Origin of the sequence: Agrobacterium sp. Azo12 (assembly GCF_029193765.2) — a bacterium.
Taxonomy (GTDB): domain Bacteria; phylum Pseudomonadota; class Alphaproteobacteria; order Rhizobiales; family Rhizobiaceae; genus Agrobacterium.
The window spans coordinates 3,182,953-3,198,078 of sequence record NZ_JARFYO020000001.1; the positions used below are offsets into that span (position 1 = coordinate 3,182,953).

General features: G+C 54.8%; 16 protein-coding genes. 3 read left to right on the forward strand and 13 right to left on the reverse strand.

Annotation, left to right across the window (positions count from 1 at the left end; genetic code table 11):
- Positions 1-96: 96 nt before the first annotated feature.
- The 10 genes from tolB to ruvC form a co-directional block, all read right to left on the reverse strand.
- Positions 97-1,404, reverse strand: coding sequence for a Tol-Pal system beta propeller repeat protein TolB (tolB, locus tag PYL13_RS15160; protein ID WP_192488148.1), 1,308 nt, complete (start codon positions 1,402-1,404; stop codon positions 97-99).
- Positions 1,405-1,424: 20 nt separating this feature from the next.
- Positions 1,425-2,597, reverse strand: a complete 1,173-nt coding sequence (locus tag PYL13_RS15165; RefSeq protein ID WP_192488147.1) for a cell envelope integrity protein TolA — start codon at positions 2,595-2,597, stop codon at positions 1,425-1,427.
- Positions 2,598-2,605: 8 nt separating this feature from the next.
- Positions 2,606-3,061 carry a protein TolR gene (gene tolR, locus PYL13_RS15170; RefSeq protein WP_192488146.1) on the reverse strand — a complete coding sequence of 152 codons (456 nt, stop codon included), beginning with the start codon at positions 3,059-3,061 and terminating at the stop codon, positions 2,606-2,608.
- A gap of 30 nt (positions 3,062-3,091) precedes the next feature.
- Positions 3,092-3,811 (reverse strand): protein TolQ, encoded by a 720-nt coding sequence (gene tolQ / locus PYL13_RS15175; RefSeq protein WP_192488145.1) that lies wholly within the window; start codon positions 3,809-3,811, stop codon positions 3,092-3,094.
- Positions 3,812-4,072: 261 nt separating this feature from the next.
- Positions 4,073-4,513, reverse strand: coding sequence for a tol-pal system-associated acyl-CoA thioesterase (gene ybgC, locus PYL13_RS15180; protein ID WP_275641878.1), 441 nt, complete (start codon positions 4,511-4,513; stop codon positions 4,073-4,075).
- Positions 4,514-4,635: 122 nt separating this feature from the next.
- A complete protein-coding gene (locus PYL13_RS15185) occupies positions 4,636-5,157 on the reverse strand; it encodes an NUDIX hydrolase (protein WP_275641879.1) in 522 nt (173 codons plus the stop codon).
- Complete coding sequence (locus PYL13_RS15190; RefSeq protein WP_275641880.1) at positions 5,154-5,732, reverse strand: DinB family protein; 579 nt, start codon at positions 5,730-5,732, stop codon at positions 5,154-5,156. The genes PYL13_RS15185 and PYL13_RS15190 overlap by 4 nt, the downstream gene beginning before the upstream one ends.
- Before the next feature lie 21 nt (positions 5,733-5,753).
- Entirely contained in the window at positions 5,754-6,794 is a 1,041-nt protein-coding gene (gene ruvB, locus PYL13_RS15195) for a Holliday junction branch migration DNA helicase RuvB (protein WP_192488141.1), read from the reverse strand.
- 77 nt (positions 6,795-6,871) lie between these two features.
- Positions 6,872-7,489 (reverse strand): Holliday junction branch migration protein RuvA, encoded by a 618-nt coding sequence (ruvA, locus tag PYL13_RS15200; protein WP_275641881.1) that lies wholly within the window; start codon positions 7,487-7,489, stop codon positions 6,872-6,874.
- Positions 7,490-7,518: 29 nt separating this feature from the next.
- Entirely contained in the window at positions 7,519-8,031 is a 513-nt protein-coding gene (gene ruvC / locus PYL13_RS15205; protein ID WP_192488139.1) for a crossover junction endodeoxyribonuclease RuvC, read from the reverse strand.
- 251 nt (positions 8,032-8,282) lie between these two features.
- Between ruvC and PYL13_RS15210 the strand changes: the two genes are divergently transcribed.
- Positions 8,283-10,598: a methyl-accepting chemotaxis protein gene (locus PYL13_RS15210; protein WP_275641882.1), complete on the forward strand. Its 2,316-nt coding sequence runs from the start codon at positions 8,283-8,285 to the stop codon at positions 10,596-10,598.
- 156 nt (positions 10,599-10,754) lie between these two features.
- Positions 10,755-11,753: an LLM class flavin-dependent oxidoreductase gene (locus PYL13_RS15215; RefSeq protein ID WP_250982187.1), complete on the forward strand. Its 999-nt coding sequence runs from the start codon at positions 10,755-10,757 to the stop codon at positions 11,751-11,753.
- A gap of 59 nt (positions 11,754-11,812) precedes the next feature.
- Here PYL13_RS15215 and PYL13_RS15220 read toward each other — a convergent pair whose 3' ends face one another.
- Positions 11,813-12,559, reverse strand: a complete 747-nt coding sequence (locus PYL13_RS15220) for a YebC/PmpR family DNA-binding transcriptional regulator (RefSeq protein ID WP_275641883.1) — start codon at positions 12,557-12,559, stop codon at positions 11,813-11,815.
- Between the two features lie 190 nt (positions 12,560-12,749).
- On the opposite strand from PYL13_RS15220, the gene PYL13_RS15225 reads away from it, so the two are divergent.
- Positions 12,750-13,253, forward strand: coding sequence for a pyridoxamine 5'-phosphate oxidase family protein (locus tag PYL13_RS15225; RefSeq protein ID WP_275641884.1), 504 nt, complete (start codon positions 12,750-12,752; stop codon positions 13,251-13,253).
- Between the two features lie 69 nt (positions 13,254-13,322).
- Here PYL13_RS15225 and PYL13_RS15230 read toward each other — a convergent pair whose 3' ends face one another.
- Positions 13,323-14,165 (reverse strand): MBL fold metallo-hydrolase, encoded by an 843-nt coding sequence (locus tag PYL13_RS15230; protein ID WP_275641885.1) that lies wholly within the window; start codon positions 14,163-14,165, stop codon positions 13,323-13,325.
- Between the two features lie 132 nt (positions 14,166-14,297).
- Positions 14,298-15,122, reverse strand: coding sequence for a TIGR00282 family metallophosphoesterase (locus tag PYL13_RS15235; protein ID WP_250982190.1), 825 nt, complete (start codon positions 15,120-15,122; stop codon positions 14,298-14,300).
- Between the last annotated feature and the right edge of the window lie 4 nt (positions 15,123-15,126).

Below are 15,126 nucleotides of genomic sequence, written 5' to 3' on the forward strand. Positions count from 1 at the left end.
GAATGAGGCGAGAAAGAGGCGTCTTTCCGTGCCCGTGACGAAAATGCGGCGGCCATCGGTGCTTTTGTACCCACGGCCGCTGCAAATCTTGAGATCTTAGTCCAGGAGCGGCGACCAGGCCGGATCCGAACCAAATGCAGGGGTTTTGACCAACTGCTCGTTATAACCGGTCAAATCGATCGAATAGAGCTGCGGTCCGCCGGCACCCGCGTTCTGACGGAAGAACATCAGCACGCGGCCATTCGGCGCCCAGGTTGGCCCCTCATTGTGGAAGCCGGTGGTCAAAATACGCTCACCAGAACCATCCGGACGCATCACACCGATCGAGAATTTGCCACCAGACTGTTTGGTGAAGGCAATCAGATCGCCTCGTGGAGACCAGACCGGTGTCGAGTAGGAACCGTCACCGAAGGACACACGCGTCTGGCCGGAACCATCTGCATTCATGGCATAAATCTGTTGGCGGCCACCACGGTCGCTTTCAAACACCACACGCGCGCCATCGGGAGAATAGGACGGTGCGGTATCGATAGCAGCTGAGTTCGTCAGGCGTGTTGTCGTCCGCGACCGCAGGTCCATCGTATAGATGTTGGAGTTTCCGTCCTGCTGCAAGCTCATGATAACCTTCTGGCCATCAGGCGAGAAACGGGGCGAGAACGTCATGCCTGGGAAGTTACCCACGACTTCGCGCTGTCCGGTTTCAAGCTGCAACAGGTAAACGCGCGGCTGCTGACCTTCAAACGACATGTAGGTGATTTCCTGACGATTCGGCGAAAAACGCGGCGTCAGAACGATGTCGTTGGAGTTGGTCAGCGTGCGTACGTTGAAGCCGTCCTGGTCCATAATGGCAAGCTGACGCTTGCGTGCCGTTTTAGGACCGCTCTCGGAAACGAAAACCACACGTGTATCAAAATAGCCCTTTTCGCCGGTAATGCGCTCATAGATAGCGTCGGCAATGATATGGGCCACACGACGCCAGTTGTCCGGCTGTGTGAAGAATTGCTGGCCTGTCATCTGCTCGCCAGCAAAGGTATCCCACAGACGGAACTCGGCGCGCAGACGACCATCTGCTTCGCGGGTCACACGTCCGGTTACCAGTGCCTGTGCGTTGATGACCTTCCAGTCTTCAAAACGTGGCGCCTGATCGGGGTTGGTGATCTTTTCAATAAAGGCGCTTCTGTTGACCGGCGCAAAAAGGCCAGACCTTTGCAGGTCAGCGGCAACAACAGCCGAGATTTGCGCACCGAGTTCGTTGCCGGAAATGAAATCCGTCACGGCAATCGGCAGCGGCTCGACGTTACCTTTGTTGATGTTGATCTCGACCTTGGCGTAAGCCGGTGCGGAGAACATGGCCATGACAGCCACAAGGGCAGCCACCAGCCGTGTTGAAAATAATGTCTTCATGTTGCCAGGCCTTTCAGCATTCACAGCAAATCACTGGGATCGAAATTGATAACCACCTCACTCCAGGCGTCATATTTGTCCGGAGGCAGGTTGGTGAATGGTTCTGAACGTTTAACGGCACGCAATGCACCACCGGCCATCGCCCGTCGGGTACCATCTGTGCCGCCTGTCGCGGTAACTTCAGGCTGGCCGATAATCGAGCCGTCACGATCAAGACGAATGCTGACCTGCACCCGCACTTCTGACGCATCGACCATGCCGGGAATAATTTGCCAATTCTTCTGGATCGCGCCACGCAGCGCGTCCATTTCCGTCTGGCTGAGCGTGGATCCGCCTGTTGTCTTCTTGCCACCAAGCGAAGCCTGCTGGGTGGAGCGTTTTGCTCCGCCGCCGGAAGGCTCCTGCTTGTTCAGGAGTGCTGCAATGTCATCCGCATTGAAGTCGCTCTCCTTGGAGGAGGTCGCTTTTGCGGTTTCCTGCTTTTTCTCACCCGGCTTCTTGTCCGAAGGCTTTTCCGTCGACTTGGCCTGATCCGGTTTCGTCTCAGCCGGCTTTTCAGCGGGCTTGCTTTCAGCAGGCTTCGTTTCAGCCTGTTTCGGTGGCTCCGGCTTTGGTTGCGGCGGCTGCGGACGAGCATTCGGGCGCGGCACATTTGGGGGCACCGGAATTTCAGCCGGCTCCTGATTCTGCGGAGGCGGTTCCTGCGCCTGCGTTTCCGCTGGCGGCTGCTGTTGTGGCGGCGGCGTTACCTCGGGCTTCGGCGTCGGCAGAGAAGCCATCTCCTGCGGTGGCGGAGCCGATGTCTCTTCCTTGACGATTTCCTTGACCTCATTGGCCTTGGTGTCAACGACAGGCTGCGGCTTTTCCTGCTTGGCAGGTGCTGCGGCGCTGACATTGTTGCTTGGCTTTGTCGAAGGGGTCGGCGGCGCTTCAATGTCAGCAGTGTTGTTGCCGATATTCTGGGCTTCCGGAACGACATCAGGGCGCGTGGTCGGAACAGGGGCCGACTTCTCAGCAAGCGGCGCAGTTTTGTCACCCTGCTGGATTTGCGTCAGTTCTTCAATGGGTACCAGATCAACAGGCAACGCTTCAACGTCAGTCACGTCGAAGGGCTCCGGCGCGCCTATGGAAACAAGCGCAAACGCCAGAGCGGTGACATGCAGAATAGCAGATGTGGTCAGACTGCCCTTCATAGCGCGCTTCAATTATCCTGTTTCTGCTGCGTAACGAGACCGATGTTCTTGAAACCGGCGGCCTGAATGCGCGCCATCACATCTGCCACGATACCGTATGCGGCGACGGAATCTGCGCGCACGAAAATGCGCTCATTGTAGCCGGTGGTAGAAATAGCCTGCAACTTATCGGCCACCTCAGCAGCTTCGATCGGAGTTTCCTGCAAATGGATCTGGCCATTGGCATTGACCGAAATGGTGATCGGCTGCGTTTCGGAATTGAGAGCATTCGCCGAGGTCTGTGGCAAATCGACTGGCACGCCGACCGTCATCATCGGTGCAGCCACCATGAAGATGATAAGCAGCACCAGCATGACGTCGACCAGCGGTGTCACGTTGATTTCACTGATGGCGCCCTTGCGGCGACCGCCGCGACCGCGCCGACCACCGGAACCGGCGCTATTGCCACCTGCTGACATACCCATAGCGTCTACTCCACAAATTACCGTATGCGATTACTGTGCGGCCTGGCGGGGCTGCAGTTTCTCATCAATCTGACGGGACAGGATGGCGGAAAACTCGTCCGCGAAACCTTCCATACGTGCAGAAAGCTTACCTGCATCCGCCGTGAACTTGTTGTAGGCGATAACCGCAGGAATAGCGGCAACAAGGCCGATCGCGGTTGCCAAAAGCGCCTCGGCAATACCGGGAGCAACAACAGCCAGGTTGGTGGACTTGGAACCGGCAATCGCCTGGAACGAAGTCATGATACCGACAACCGTACCGAACAGGCCGATGAACGGACCGGCAGAACCGATGGTCGCCAATGATCCGAGCTTCGATTCCAGCTGTTCGCTTTCACGCGCCATGGTCACATCCATTGCGCGGTCAATACGCATCTGAAGGCCGATGGGTGAACGCGCGCCACGTTCGAAGGATTTCTTCCATTCGCGCATCGCCGCGACGAAAATAGCGGCAAGGCCACCATTCTGACGCTCTGCGAGCGTTCTGTAGAGTTCTTCAAGTGACTGGCCGGACCAGAAGACCTGTTCGAACTGGTCGAACTGCTTCTTCGCCTTGCCGAAGCTCACATATTTGTCGATGACGATTGCCCACGTCCAAACGGACGCAGCCAAAAGACCAATCATGACCACCTTGACGATGAAGCCCGCCTGCATGAACAGTGCCCAGAGACTTACGTCATGTGTCGCTGCTGCCAAACCTGCCTGTTCCATAAATACTCAATCCCCGAATCCAAACGCCCGGCACGAGACCGGGCGGTTTCAAGTGTGCGCTCATGGCCGAAGAACGGCACCTGACCGTTAACCCCGTTGCGCAAGCCCCGTTATTTGCCATTGCGCCTTCCTTGCCTGTAAATTTGGTTAAAGGAAGGCGTGCAGCGCACAAATAGCGATCGTGAAAGTAAGACTACATTATGGTTAAGAGAGTGTTACACTTTCGCTACCATCAGAAAAGAACGCTGGCTTTTGTCACGTTTATTTGAGAAATTTCTCGCTGATGGTCTCTGGCAAGCGCCTCGGCCGCCCTTTGGCGTTGATCACGGCAATAATAACCTTGGCTGCAACAAGCAGAGTCTCGCCCCGCAAAATCTCCTGATTGAGCACCATTTTCGCCCCACCCGCCTTTTCGGTACGCGTTATGATGGTCAACACGTCATCCATTCGCGCCGGCGTTTTGAAGTCGATTTCCATACGGTGGACAACGAAAACCAAGCCCTCTTCATCCGCCGTCAGCAGCGCGCTTTGTTCGCAACCCAGGCACCGCAGATAGTCGGTGCGGCCGCGCTCAAGAAAATGCAGGTATCTGGCATGATAAACCAGACCGGAGAAATCCGTGTCTTCGTAATAGACCCGTTGCGTCAAGCGGTGGCCATGTTCAATGAGTTCGCCGGAGAGTGAAAAAAGCTGGTCGCTCATGATGTGACGTCCGTCCCGATTAGGAAACTGATTGCTTCAGATGAAAACCGGCAGATACCACAACAGCTGGAACGAAAGAAAGCGCGATGCCAACCCCATTCAAAACTCTGTGAACATAACTTTCAGGGATGACCGGTCGCGTCCAGATCGCCATCCCGCCACACAAGATGTTTGACAGTCGTTGGAAGATTTTCGATTTCGTCGGCAATGAAATAGGGAGGAATATCGAGTGCTTTCAAGGCGTCACGCGTCGCCGGCACCCAGCGGAATTCCAGCTCGTTTTTACCATCTTGCACCCGGTGGATGATATCACTGGGGTGGAATGGGAAGTTCTCAGGCAGTTCCATCAAGTAATAAAAGCCGAGTTCGTGCCAATGTTTTTCTTCATAATGGAAGAAGTTTTCGACGGCCCAGAGCAAGCGACCGACCTGGACTTCAGCACTCAACTCTTCCACCATTTCGCGGGCAAGCGTCTCGGCAGAGGTTTCCCCCACTTCAGCCCGACCACCGGGAAATGTCCAAAATGTCTCGTGTGTCGCACGGTGCACCAGCACATGCCCATCGCGAAAAGCCAGTCCGGCAATCCGCATCTGGAAAATACGCTTTGGTTTGAATTTCATGCGAATGCGCATGTCTTGTGTCATAAAAATGATCCTGCCTGCATAAGCCGTTTCTCATCCAGCCCTAACGCTGCGACCTCGTCCTGACGAAATTTCGCGTCATCGGCAACAATGAATTCATCCAGTTGCGGAGGCTTGACACTTGTACCAGCCAACATTGCATGCACCTGGCCACGATGATGTGTCTGATGTTGAAAGACGTGCTGTAAGACGTCGTCAAACCGTTCACGCTGAATACGCTGCTGACGGTGAATGAGGATCTCGGAGGAGAGCTCCTCAGCGGTGAGATCATCAGTAAGCGTGATGAGAACCTTGTCCAAGGCGCCTTGCTCAATGGCCAAGTCGTCAATGTTCTTGTAGGGTTCGGGGTCAGCCCATGCAGCGGGGCCCAAACTCCCACCCTGCAACGCATCGATATAAAATCGGTCCACAACGAGGATGTGATTGAGTGTCGACCGAATGGATGGGAAGAAGGAAACCCGCGGCGCCTCAAATTCTCCCGGCTGCAACTGCCGACAGGCCTGATGTAGACGGTAATTGGCCAGCGCATTGTTAAAGGCAAGTTTACGAAAGCCGCGGACAGGATCGTAAATGCTCATGCTCTCTCCTTCAAACGAGCCTCAGTCATCCTCCAGTGTCAGGCGGAACTGTGCCGCCTCCATATCCTTCGGTGGCTGTAGCCCGAGATGTTTCCATGCCGTTGCCGTCAACACGCGGCCGCGTGGCGTGCGCTGAATGAACCCCTGCTGGATCATGTAGGGCTCGATGATATCCTCAATGGCATCACGTGGCTCTGACAATCCGGCGGCAATTGTTTCAATACCCACCGGACCGCCACCAAAGTTGACGGCAATCATCGTCAGATAACGCATGTCGAGTTGATCGAGCCCCATATTGTCAACCAAAAGACGGGTCAGTGCCTGATCTGCGATTTCCCGCGTGACAGCTTCCGCCTTGGCAACTTCGGCAAAGTCACGCACTCGCCGCAACAAGCGGCCGGCAATACGTGGCGTACCACGTGCACGACGGGCAATTTCGCGGGCACCTTCATCGGTCATGCCGAGGCCCATCAATCGTGCACCACGACGAACGATCAGTTCCAGCTCTTCTACCGTATAAAAGGACAGACGAACTGGAATACCAAAGCGGTCACGCAATGGCGTGGTCAGCAGACCAAGTCTGGTGGTCGCGGCAACGAGCGTAAACTTGGACAGGTCAATCTTGACCGAACGCGCAGCCGGCCCTTCACCGATAATCAGATCGAGCTGAAAATCTTCCATCGCCGGATAAAGGATTTCTTCGACGGCCGGGTTCAATCGGTGGATTTCGTCGATGAACAGAACGTCGCGTTCTTCCAGATTGGTCAGCAAGGCGGCAAGATCACCGGCCTTGGCAATCACCGGACCGGATGTCGAACGGAAATTGACGCCCAGTTCCTTGGCCATGATCTGCGCGAGTGTCGTTTTGCCAAGGCCGGGTGGTCCCACGAACAATACGTGGTCCAAAGCCTCACCACGGTTCTTGGCGGCCTCGATAAAGATCTTGAGATTGGCGCGCGCCTCAGCCTGCCCGGTGAACTCGTCGAGCGATTGCGGGCGTAAGGTTGTGTCGATATCCTCGCCACGCTTGTCCGCCGATATCAGTCTTGTGGCATCGCTCATTCAGCGCATTCCATCTTCATTACAGAGAATAGACGGCACCGGGTCAAAACAGATGCCTTTGATGTTGTTCTTTTGCCTTACCGGGACAGTTCCTTCAACCCGAGGCGAATAAGCTTGGCACTGTCGGCATCTTCACCGCCGTTTTTGAGCGCCGCCGCCACTGCATTGGCAGCCTGATCACGCGAATAACCCAGATTGGTCAAAGCCGATACGGCATCGGCAACTGGCGCAGGAGCTGCCCCCTCACCCAGTTCCTGTCTCAGACCGATCGAACCGGATGCCTCACCGGCAAAGGCAGGCGCCTTGTTGCGAAGCTCGGTCATGATGCGAATGGCGACCTTCGGCCCAACACCAGGTGCACGGGACACCACGGTCTTATCCTGCAGCGCAATGGCATTGGCCAGTTCCGAAGGTGACAGCGTCGACAACACAGCAAGTGCCACCTTGGAGCCTACCCCCTGCACGCTTTGCAGCAAGTTGAACCATTCCCGCTCCAGCGCAGACATGAAGCCGAACAGCTTCAACTGGTCTTCGCGCACATAAGTCTCGATGAACAGCACAATGGCTTCCCCCACCGAGCCAAGCCTAGACAGTGTGCGCGCTGAACAATGCGCGACGTAACAGACACCATGCACGTCAACGAGGACATAGTCATCGCCGATTTCTTCAATTGTGCCCTTGAGTTTACCGATCATGACAACGCCCGTTTAAACAGTGAAAAATATCAACCCGCCGCCAGCGCGCGACGCATGCGGTCGCCACCGCGATTATGTGCATGGCAGATGGCAATGGCCAGCGCATCCGCCGCATCGTTACCCTTGAACTCAGCTTTCGGCATCAGGATTTTCAGCATCATGTGAATTTGCTGTTTGTCACCATGTCCGACACCGATCACAGATTTCTTGACGGCATTCGGCGCATATTCGGAGACGGGCAACCCGGCGCGTGCGGGAACGAGCATAGCAATACCACGCGCCTGTCCCAGTTTCAGCGTCGCCACAGCGTCCTTGTTTACGAAGGTCTGTTCAACCGCCGCCTCATCCGGTGTGTAGGAATGCACCACCTCGGCAAGTCCGTCATGCAACTGGCAAAGGCGCGAAGCCAGATCCATATCGCCGTCAGAAGTCACTGTTCCAGAGGCGACGAAACGCAGGCTGTTGCCCAGTGTTTCGATAATCCCCCACCCCGTGCGGCGAAGGCCGGGGTCTATTCCTATGATGCGAATCGTCTGTTGCATGGTCTCACTCTATCGTCAGCAACAAATACCTGCCAGCGAGAAGTGAACAAAACGACAACATTGATAAATTTGCACTGCAGCATTTACCAACACTTAAATTCCTGTCCGCATGCTGCGCATCAAAAATAGAGGGGAATTCCGGGCACCGCCTGTCGTTCCAAACAAAACAAGAAGCATAAACTTCACTTGGCACTGGCAACCCTGTGGCCTGTTGGTCTGCGGTTGTTCCAGACAGGCATAGGCTCGTATTGATGTTAAACAGGTTTCATTCAATCTCATCAAAAGTGCTGGTCATTTTTCTGGCACTGATGTTCGTCTCCATCTCGCTCATGACCCTGCTGGCTTACCGAAGCAGCAGTAGCGTTCTACAAGAGCAGGCCCAGAACGCCATGGAAAGTGTGCTGACGTTCCGTGGCGACATGCTGAAAGAGCGGTTGGAGCAACTGCAAAACCAGGCCGATTCCATCGCAAAAATCGAAGCCCTACAGATGGCCGTGGTTTCTATGCGTAGTGGCTGGGGAACGGTCCAGAAAAACTCCGGAGATGCCAAGGCTGAATTGAAACGGGTATTCATCTCGGAGAATCCCAACCCTGCGGATCAGCGCGAAAAGCTGATCAAACCTGAAAATCCGAGTGGCTTTTATTACTCCACCCACGAAAAAACCCAGACTGACATTGCTACCTACCTGAAAGGCACACCTTTCAGCGATATCCTTTTTGCCGACACATCAGGCACCGTCTATTACTCCTATAAAAAAGACGCGTCCTTCGCGGAAAACACCACGGATGCGGCCTGGAAGGATACTGGATTGGGAGTCGCCTTTGCGCGTGCGGCCGAAAACGCCAGCAAAGCGGTTGGTGACATCGCAGCCTCCAGCTTCTCCGGCTGGAAGGTAGAACAGGCAACCGGTCAATCCGATATTTATTTTGCCGTACCCGTCATGAAGTTCGAAGCCTTCAAGGGTGTCGTCCTTTTCCGTGTTCACAGCGATGTTTTCGTACAGTTGCTTGCAAAAGGTATTGCACCGGCAAGTTCTGAACAGTCTGCCGTTTTGTCTGCTGACGGCTCGGCAATCGGCCTTGATCAGAGCAAGCTGACCAATCTCGATCCTGCACCGTTTACCTTCCAGTCCAAGGCAATGGCTGAAAAGGGTATGACGGTCGCCGAAATCCAACGCGGCAACGCCAAGGCCAACGCCTATGCGCGGCCGTTCGAGTTTAATGGCCAGACCTATCTTGTCGTTGAAAGCATCCTGCAAAGCGAACTGGATGCTGGGTCGTTCTCCATTGCCAGCGCTTTGGCGGTCATCGGCATATGTGTACTGATCGCCATGTGCCTAATCACGGCCGTATTCTCCAGACGACTTTTTGCACCGCTGTCGAAACTCGCCAACCTCACGCGCGATGTTGCCAATGGTAACCTGCAAACCGAAATCACCGCGCAGGACAGAAAAGACGAAATTGGCACCATGGCCAAGGCGCTCGGCAGTTTCCGGGAAAAGCTGATCCAGCAACGCGAATTGGAAGACACCACGTCCCGCACCCGTGCCGAAGCCGAGGAAAGCCGGCGGCAGAACCTGGCGGAACGTGAGGCTGAGGCCGCAACATTGCAAATGGTTGTCCACTCTCTTGATCAGGGGCTGGACCACCTTGCCAAGTGTGACCTCTCCTACCGTATTGAAAAGCCCTTTCCACAGGAGCTTGAAAGCCTGCGGCTGAACTTCAATCAGGCCTTGGCAACCCTCAGCGACACCTTGCACTCAATCGGCGGCAATTCGCAGGCTGTGCGCAGTGGTTCGGAAGAAATGCGCGTTGGATCAGACCAGTTGGCCGAACGCACGGAACGACAGGCCGCTTCGATTACGCAAACGGCAAGTGCCATCAACGCCATCACCGATGCCGTCAAACACCAGATCGCGCGCGCCGAGCAGGCAAGCAAGATAGCCAAGGATGCCAACGCCGAAACGCAATCCTCCGGCAAGATCATGGGGCAGACGATAGCGGCCATGGAAGCCATTCAAGCCTCGTCACGACAGATCAACCAGATCATCGGCGTGATCGATGAAATTGCCTTTCAAACCAATCTTCTTGCGCTAAATGCCGGTGTGGAAGCCGCCCGTGCTGGCGAAGCAGGCAAAGGCTTTGCCGTGGTAGCCCAGGAGGTGCGTGAATTGGCGCAACGCTCTGCCACCGCAGCCAAGGAGATCACGGCTCTCCTCAAGAAGTCGACCGACGAAGTCTCAAGCGGTGTTTCACTGGTGGAACAGGCCAGCAATTCGCTTTCCGGCATCGGCAGCCATGTTGAAACCATCAACAGCCGCATCCACGACATCATGGAATCCACGCGCGAAGAGGCAACCACACTGCTTGAAATCAACCGGGCTGTTTCCAGTCTTGATTCCATGACGCAGCAAAATGCCGCCATGGTGGAAGAAACCACAGCTGCCATTCACAATCTTGCAACGGAGGCCGGAGAAATGGACAGCAAGCTCAGCCAATTCGTGCTGGCACCTGCGACCGATGCATTCGCTGGCAGCCACAGCCAACATTTGCGACGCGCCGGATAAAGTGGGTTCACCGCTCTGACCAGAAACCGGATTGGGGCTTCAATCGAAGCCCCAATTTTTTTGATCCTTCATACAATTACGCTTTCACACTCTGGCAATAGTGTCCACGCACCTTACATCCTGCACAACAACAATTCGCATATGCAGGAGCCGCCGATGATCCCATTTTCAATTCTAGATCTTTCCCCCATCGGCGAGGGAGAAACGGCAAGCGATGCCTTGCGCAACTCCCGTCATCTGGCCATCAAGGCCGAAGAACTCGGCTACAAACGGATATGGCTGGCCGAACACCATGGCATGCCGGGCATTGCCAGTGCCGCAACATCGCTGGTTATCTCGCATGTCGGCGCGGCAACATCGCGCATCCGCATCGGCTCTGGCGGCATCATGTTGCCGAACCACTCGCCGCTGGTCATTGCAGAACAGTTCGGCACACTTGCAGCGCTTTATCCTGATCGCGTTGATCTGGGCCTTGGCCGTGCACCGGGTACCGACATGCGCACCGCACGTGCCCTGCGTCGCAACATGGACAATGGCGTAGACACCTTCCCGCACGACATCATTGAATTACAGCGCTATCTCGGACCAGAACGCGAGGATCAGGCGATCTTTTCCGTGCCCGGCACCGATACCAACGTGCCGATCTGGCTTCTGGGCTCCAGCCTCTACAGCGCCCATTTGGCGGCGGCCCTCGGCCTGCCCTATTCCTTCGCGTCACACTTTGCGCCTGACATGTTGATGGACGCAATCGCCATTTATCGTGAACGCTTCCAGCCATCGGCAACACTCGACAAACCCTATGTCATGGTGGGTGTCATGGCATCTGCGGCCGATACTGATGAGGAGGCGAAATATCACTTCACCTCGGCGCAACAGCAATTCATCAATCTGCGCCGTAATGTCCGCAAACGTTTTCCAAGGCCAGTGGCCGATATGGATGAGTTGTGGAATGAAATGGAGCGCATCAATGTCGATCACACATTGCAATACGCAATGGTCGGCTCGCCGCAAACTGTCCACCGTCAGCTTGAAGAATTCCTTCGGGTGACCGCTGCCGATGAATTGATTATCTCCACCCCGATCCACGATGTGGATGCCCGACTGCGATCTATTGAAGTATTTGCCGGGCTGGACGGCCTGTTTTCAAAATCTTGACGAAACAAAAAAAGCCCCAGACGAACCGGGGCTTTTTTAAATTCTGATGGCGAAAAAAATCAGGCCGACAGCTTGGCCAGAATTTCTTCTGACACTTCGAAGTTCGAATAAACGCTTTGAACGTCATCATCGTCTTCAAGGTTGCCGATAAGCTTCATCAGCGACTCGGCCTTGTCTTCGTCAACAGGAACCGTGTTCTGTGGCTTCCAGATTGACTTGACGCTTTCAGCTTCGCCGAGCACGCCTTCCAGTGCCTTGGAAACTTCGTTCATCGCTTCGAAAGCGCAGATGATCGTGTGACCATCTTCGGTGGTTTCAACATCGTCAGCGCCAGCTTCAATAGCAGCTTCCATCACCTTGTCAGCATCGCCAACCGATGCCTTGTAGGTGATTTCGCCAACGCGGTCGAAGGAGAAGGACACCGAACCGGTTTCGCCGAGCGCGCCGCCAGCCTTGGTGAAGATCGAACGAACATTCGATGCCGTGCGGTTACGATTGTCCGTCAGAGCTTCAACAATGACAGCCGTGCCGCCTGGGCCATAACCTTCGTAGCGAACATAATCGTAGTTCTCAGCATCAGCGCCCGATGCCTTTTTGATGGCGCGGTCGATGTTGTCTTTCGGCATCGACTGGGCCTTGGCGTTCTGAACGGCCAGACGCAAAGCAGCGTTCATGGTCGGATCTGGCAGACCGGTCTTGGCCGCGACGGTAATTTCACGGGCGAGCTTGGAAAATATCTTCGAACGAATCGAATCCTGTTTTCCTTTGCGATGCATGATGTTTTTGAACTGTGAATGGCCAGCCATGGCACCCCTGATCCGATAATTTGTTTGGAATGCGGCCTTATAAGTGTGAAGCGCCTTTCATTCAAGCCTGTTGGCAAACTGAAATGCCATCACGCACTGGAACGGAACGCAATGTTCGTTCGTTTTCTGACCGGAAACACAAAAATGCGGCATTAACGCCCATTTGGGAAAAGGCAGAAAGGACAACAGAATGGTAAGTCTTAGCGAAGCTCGTGAGGCACCGGCCCAACAGCTGTGGGACGAGATCAACTCCGTTCATGCTGGCATGCTCGGCCTAGAGGGTCTTCACGCGCATATGCAGCCAATGGCACCGCATGCCGACCCGAAAACAAATACGATCTGGTTTTTTACCAAAACCAATACGGATTTGGTCAACCAACTTAAACCGGGCTCGAGAGCGCATTTTTGTCTCGTTGGCAAAGACCACGACTACCACGCCTGCCTTTCAGGGAAGCTCGAACAGCGCAAGGATCTTGGCAAGATAGACGAATATTGGAATTCTGTTGTCGCTGCCTGGTATGAACACGGCAAGGAAGACCCGGAACTGACCATGCTGGCCATGCACATTGATGACGCAGATATCTGGGCATCGACCGACAGCACGTTGAAATTCGGATGGGAAATCGCCAAGGCCAATTTGACCGATAACAAAATGCCGGATGTCGGCGTTCGCCAGCATCTTGCATTTGCATGACAAGACGCAGACAAGCGATATCAATCAAGGGCATGCCGGTTCCGACCTGCATGCCTTTTTCATATCTCCTCACATACCCTGAGGCACAAGAATGGTCGGCTTTTTCGGCAGCGACCGCATGGAAACCGTAATGACGGGATCCTTTGCATAGGCAATATCAAACGACGCGCTGAACATGCTGACGAACTGTTCAAGCGGTGGCCCAGTGCGGTGCATCGGCAGGATCAGCGCTGAACGCAATCGTTTGACCACCCGGCTCATGCTATCGGCGCCCATCGTCAAACCGCCATCCACCGGCACCATCAGAATATCGAGACGGCCGATTTCTGCGTAGTGTGTGTTGGTCAGTTCATGGTGCAGATGCCCAAGATGGCCGATGCACAGGCCAGCAACCTCAAAGATGAAGATCGAATTGCCATTCTTCTGAAAGGACTCGTAATCCGCCCAACCGCTGCGAATATCCGTCGTGACGTTCCTGATATAAACGTCATCCACCATCACCTGATGCTCAGCCTTTTCACCTGCCTTATCGCTCCAGCCATGCAGGACATATTCAATGCCCGGGTCTGGTTTCAGTGTGTAATGGGTGGTGTGGGCACGGTTCATCGTCGCAACGGTTGGCGTACGCTGCGGCCTATAGACCCCGTTATAATCGGTTGCAATCCGAACACCGGCCGGTGTCTCAATTTCATAGGTCGAATGGCCGATGAAGGTGATTTTCACCTCTTCTTTGGCCGACTGTTGCACAAGCTGTACGTCTGGAAGTTTGAGACTGGCGAAGGTCACGCCAGGGATGTTCTGTGCGATTGCCTGACATTGGCTGACAGGTAATCTTGCTGCCTGTTGGGCGAATGATGGTCCCGCCACTGACAGAAGTCCGGTGAATGCACTTAAAAGCACGCGCAGCCTCATGCCGCTCTCCTGAACTGGTTTCCCGTCAGAAAGATGCGGCAGAACAGGCAAACCGTCCAGCGGCAAGCCAGAACGGCCTTTCACAATCTCGTCATCAACACGCTATTGCAAATGATATCGACGTTTAGAGGATCAGGCCCAGAAGGACGGAACGGTTTCTGCCAAACGTGGTCCGAGACGCAGGGGTGCAATCTTTTCAGCCAGACCCGTGCTGTCTGAGATTTCCACACCAACGCCGCAAATCGTGGCAGGCCCGCTCGCAGCCTCAAAACGACCCTTTGGCATCTTGGAAATGAACCGGTTGATCGGCTCTTCTTTTTCCATGCCAAGCGAGGAATCGTAGTCGCCGCACATGCCCGCATCCGACATATAGGCTGTTCCGCCATTGAGGATCTGCGCGTCCGCTGTCGGAACATGCGTATGCGTTCCAACCACGAAGCTGGCACGGCCATCGACGAAATGTCCGAAGCACTGCTTTTCACTGGTCGCTTCGGCATGGAAGTCGAAGATAATGGCATCCGCCTGCTCTTTCAGCGGGCAGGCAGCCAGAATGTTTTCTGCTGACTTGAAGGGGTCATCCAGTTCAGGGTGCATGAAAACGCGCCCCATAATATTGGCCACCAGCACGCGCGCGCCATTGCGAGCATAAAAAATTCCGGAACCTTTACCTGGTGTGCCATCAGGATAATTTGCCGGGCGCAGAAACTGGTCATGGCGCTCACAGAAAGATACGGCTTCCTTTTGGTCCCAGACGTGATTTCCGGTTGTCACCACATCGGCACCGGCATTGATCGTTTCGAGGTAGATATCCTCGGTGATACCGAAACCACCGGCCGCATTCTCACCATTCACGATCACAAAATCGAGTTTCAGATCAGAAACCAAACCCGGCAGTCGGTCCCAAACCGCTGTCCGACCTGTTTTTCCAACCATGTCACCCAAAAACAAAAGCCGCATGCAA

What these genes read in the sequence shown, in the direction of transcription:
- tolB (WP_192488148.1), bottom strand. Translation starts at nt 1,404, where the DNA reads ATGAAGACATTATTTTCAACACGGCTGGTGGCTGCCCTTGTGGCTGTC.
- PYL13_RS15165 (WP_192488147.1), bottom strand. Translation starts at nt 2,597, where the DNA reads ATGAAGGGCAGTCTGACCACATCTGCTATTCTGCATGTCACCGCTCTG.
- tolR (WP_192488146.1), bottom strand. Translation starts at nt 3,061, where the DNA reads ATGGGTATGTCAGCAGGTGGCAATAGCGCCGGTTCCGGTGGTCGGCGC.
- tolQ (WP_192488145.1), bottom strand. Translation starts at nt 3,811, where the DNA reads ATGGAACAGGCAGGTTTGGCAGCAGCGACACATGACGTAAGTCTCTGG.
- ybgC (WP_275641878.1), bottom strand. Translation starts at nt 4,513, where the DNA reads ATGAGCGACCAGCTTTTTTCACTCTCCGGCGAACTCATTGAACATGGC.
- PYL13_RS15185 (WP_275641879.1), bottom strand. Translation starts at nt 5,157, where the DNA reads ATGACACAAGACATGCGCATTCGCATGAAATTCAAACCAAAGCGTATT.
- PYL13_RS15190 (WP_275641880.1), bottom strand. Translation starts at nt 5,732, where the DNA reads ATGAGCATTTACGATCCTGTCCGCGGCTTTCGTAAACTTGCCTTTAAC.
- ruvB (WP_192488141.1), bottom strand. Translation starts at nt 6,794, where the DNA reads ATGAGCGATGCCACAAGACTGATATCGGCGGACAAGCGTGGCGAGGAT.
- ruvA (WP_275641881.1), bottom strand. Translation starts at nt 7,489, where the DNA reads ATGATCGGTAAACTCAAGGGCACAATTGAAGAAATCGGCGATGACTAT.
- ruvC (WP_192488139.1), bottom strand. Translation starts at nt 8,031, where the DNA reads ATGCAACAGACGATTCGCATCATAGGAATAGACCCCGGCCTTCGCCGC.
- PYL13_RS15210 (WP_275641882.1), top strand. Translation starts at nt 8,283, where the DNA reads ATGTTAAACAGGTTTCATTCAATCTCATCAAAAGTGCTGGTCATTTTT.
- PYL13_RS15215 (WP_250982187.1), top strand. Translation starts at nt 10,755, where the DNA reads ATGATCCCATTTTCAATTCTAGATCTTTCCCCCATCGGCGAGGGAGAA.
- PYL13_RS15220 (WP_275641883.1), bottom strand. Translation starts at nt 12,559, where the DNA reads ATGGCTGGCCATTCACAGTTCAAAAACATCATGCATCGCAAAGGAAAA.
- PYL13_RS15225 (WP_275641884.1), top strand. Translation starts at nt 12,750, where the DNA reads ATGGTAAGTCTTAGCGAAGCTCGTGAGGCACCGGCCCAACAGCTGTGG.
- PYL13_RS15230 (WP_275641885.1), bottom strand. Translation starts at nt 14,165, where the DNA reads ATGAGGCTGCGCGTGCTTTTAAGTGCATTCACCGGACTTCTGTCAGTG.
- PYL13_RS15235 (WP_250982190.1), bottom strand. Translation starts at nt 15,122, where the DNA reads ATGCGGCTTTTGTTTTTGGGTGACATGGTTGGAAAAACAGGTCGGACA.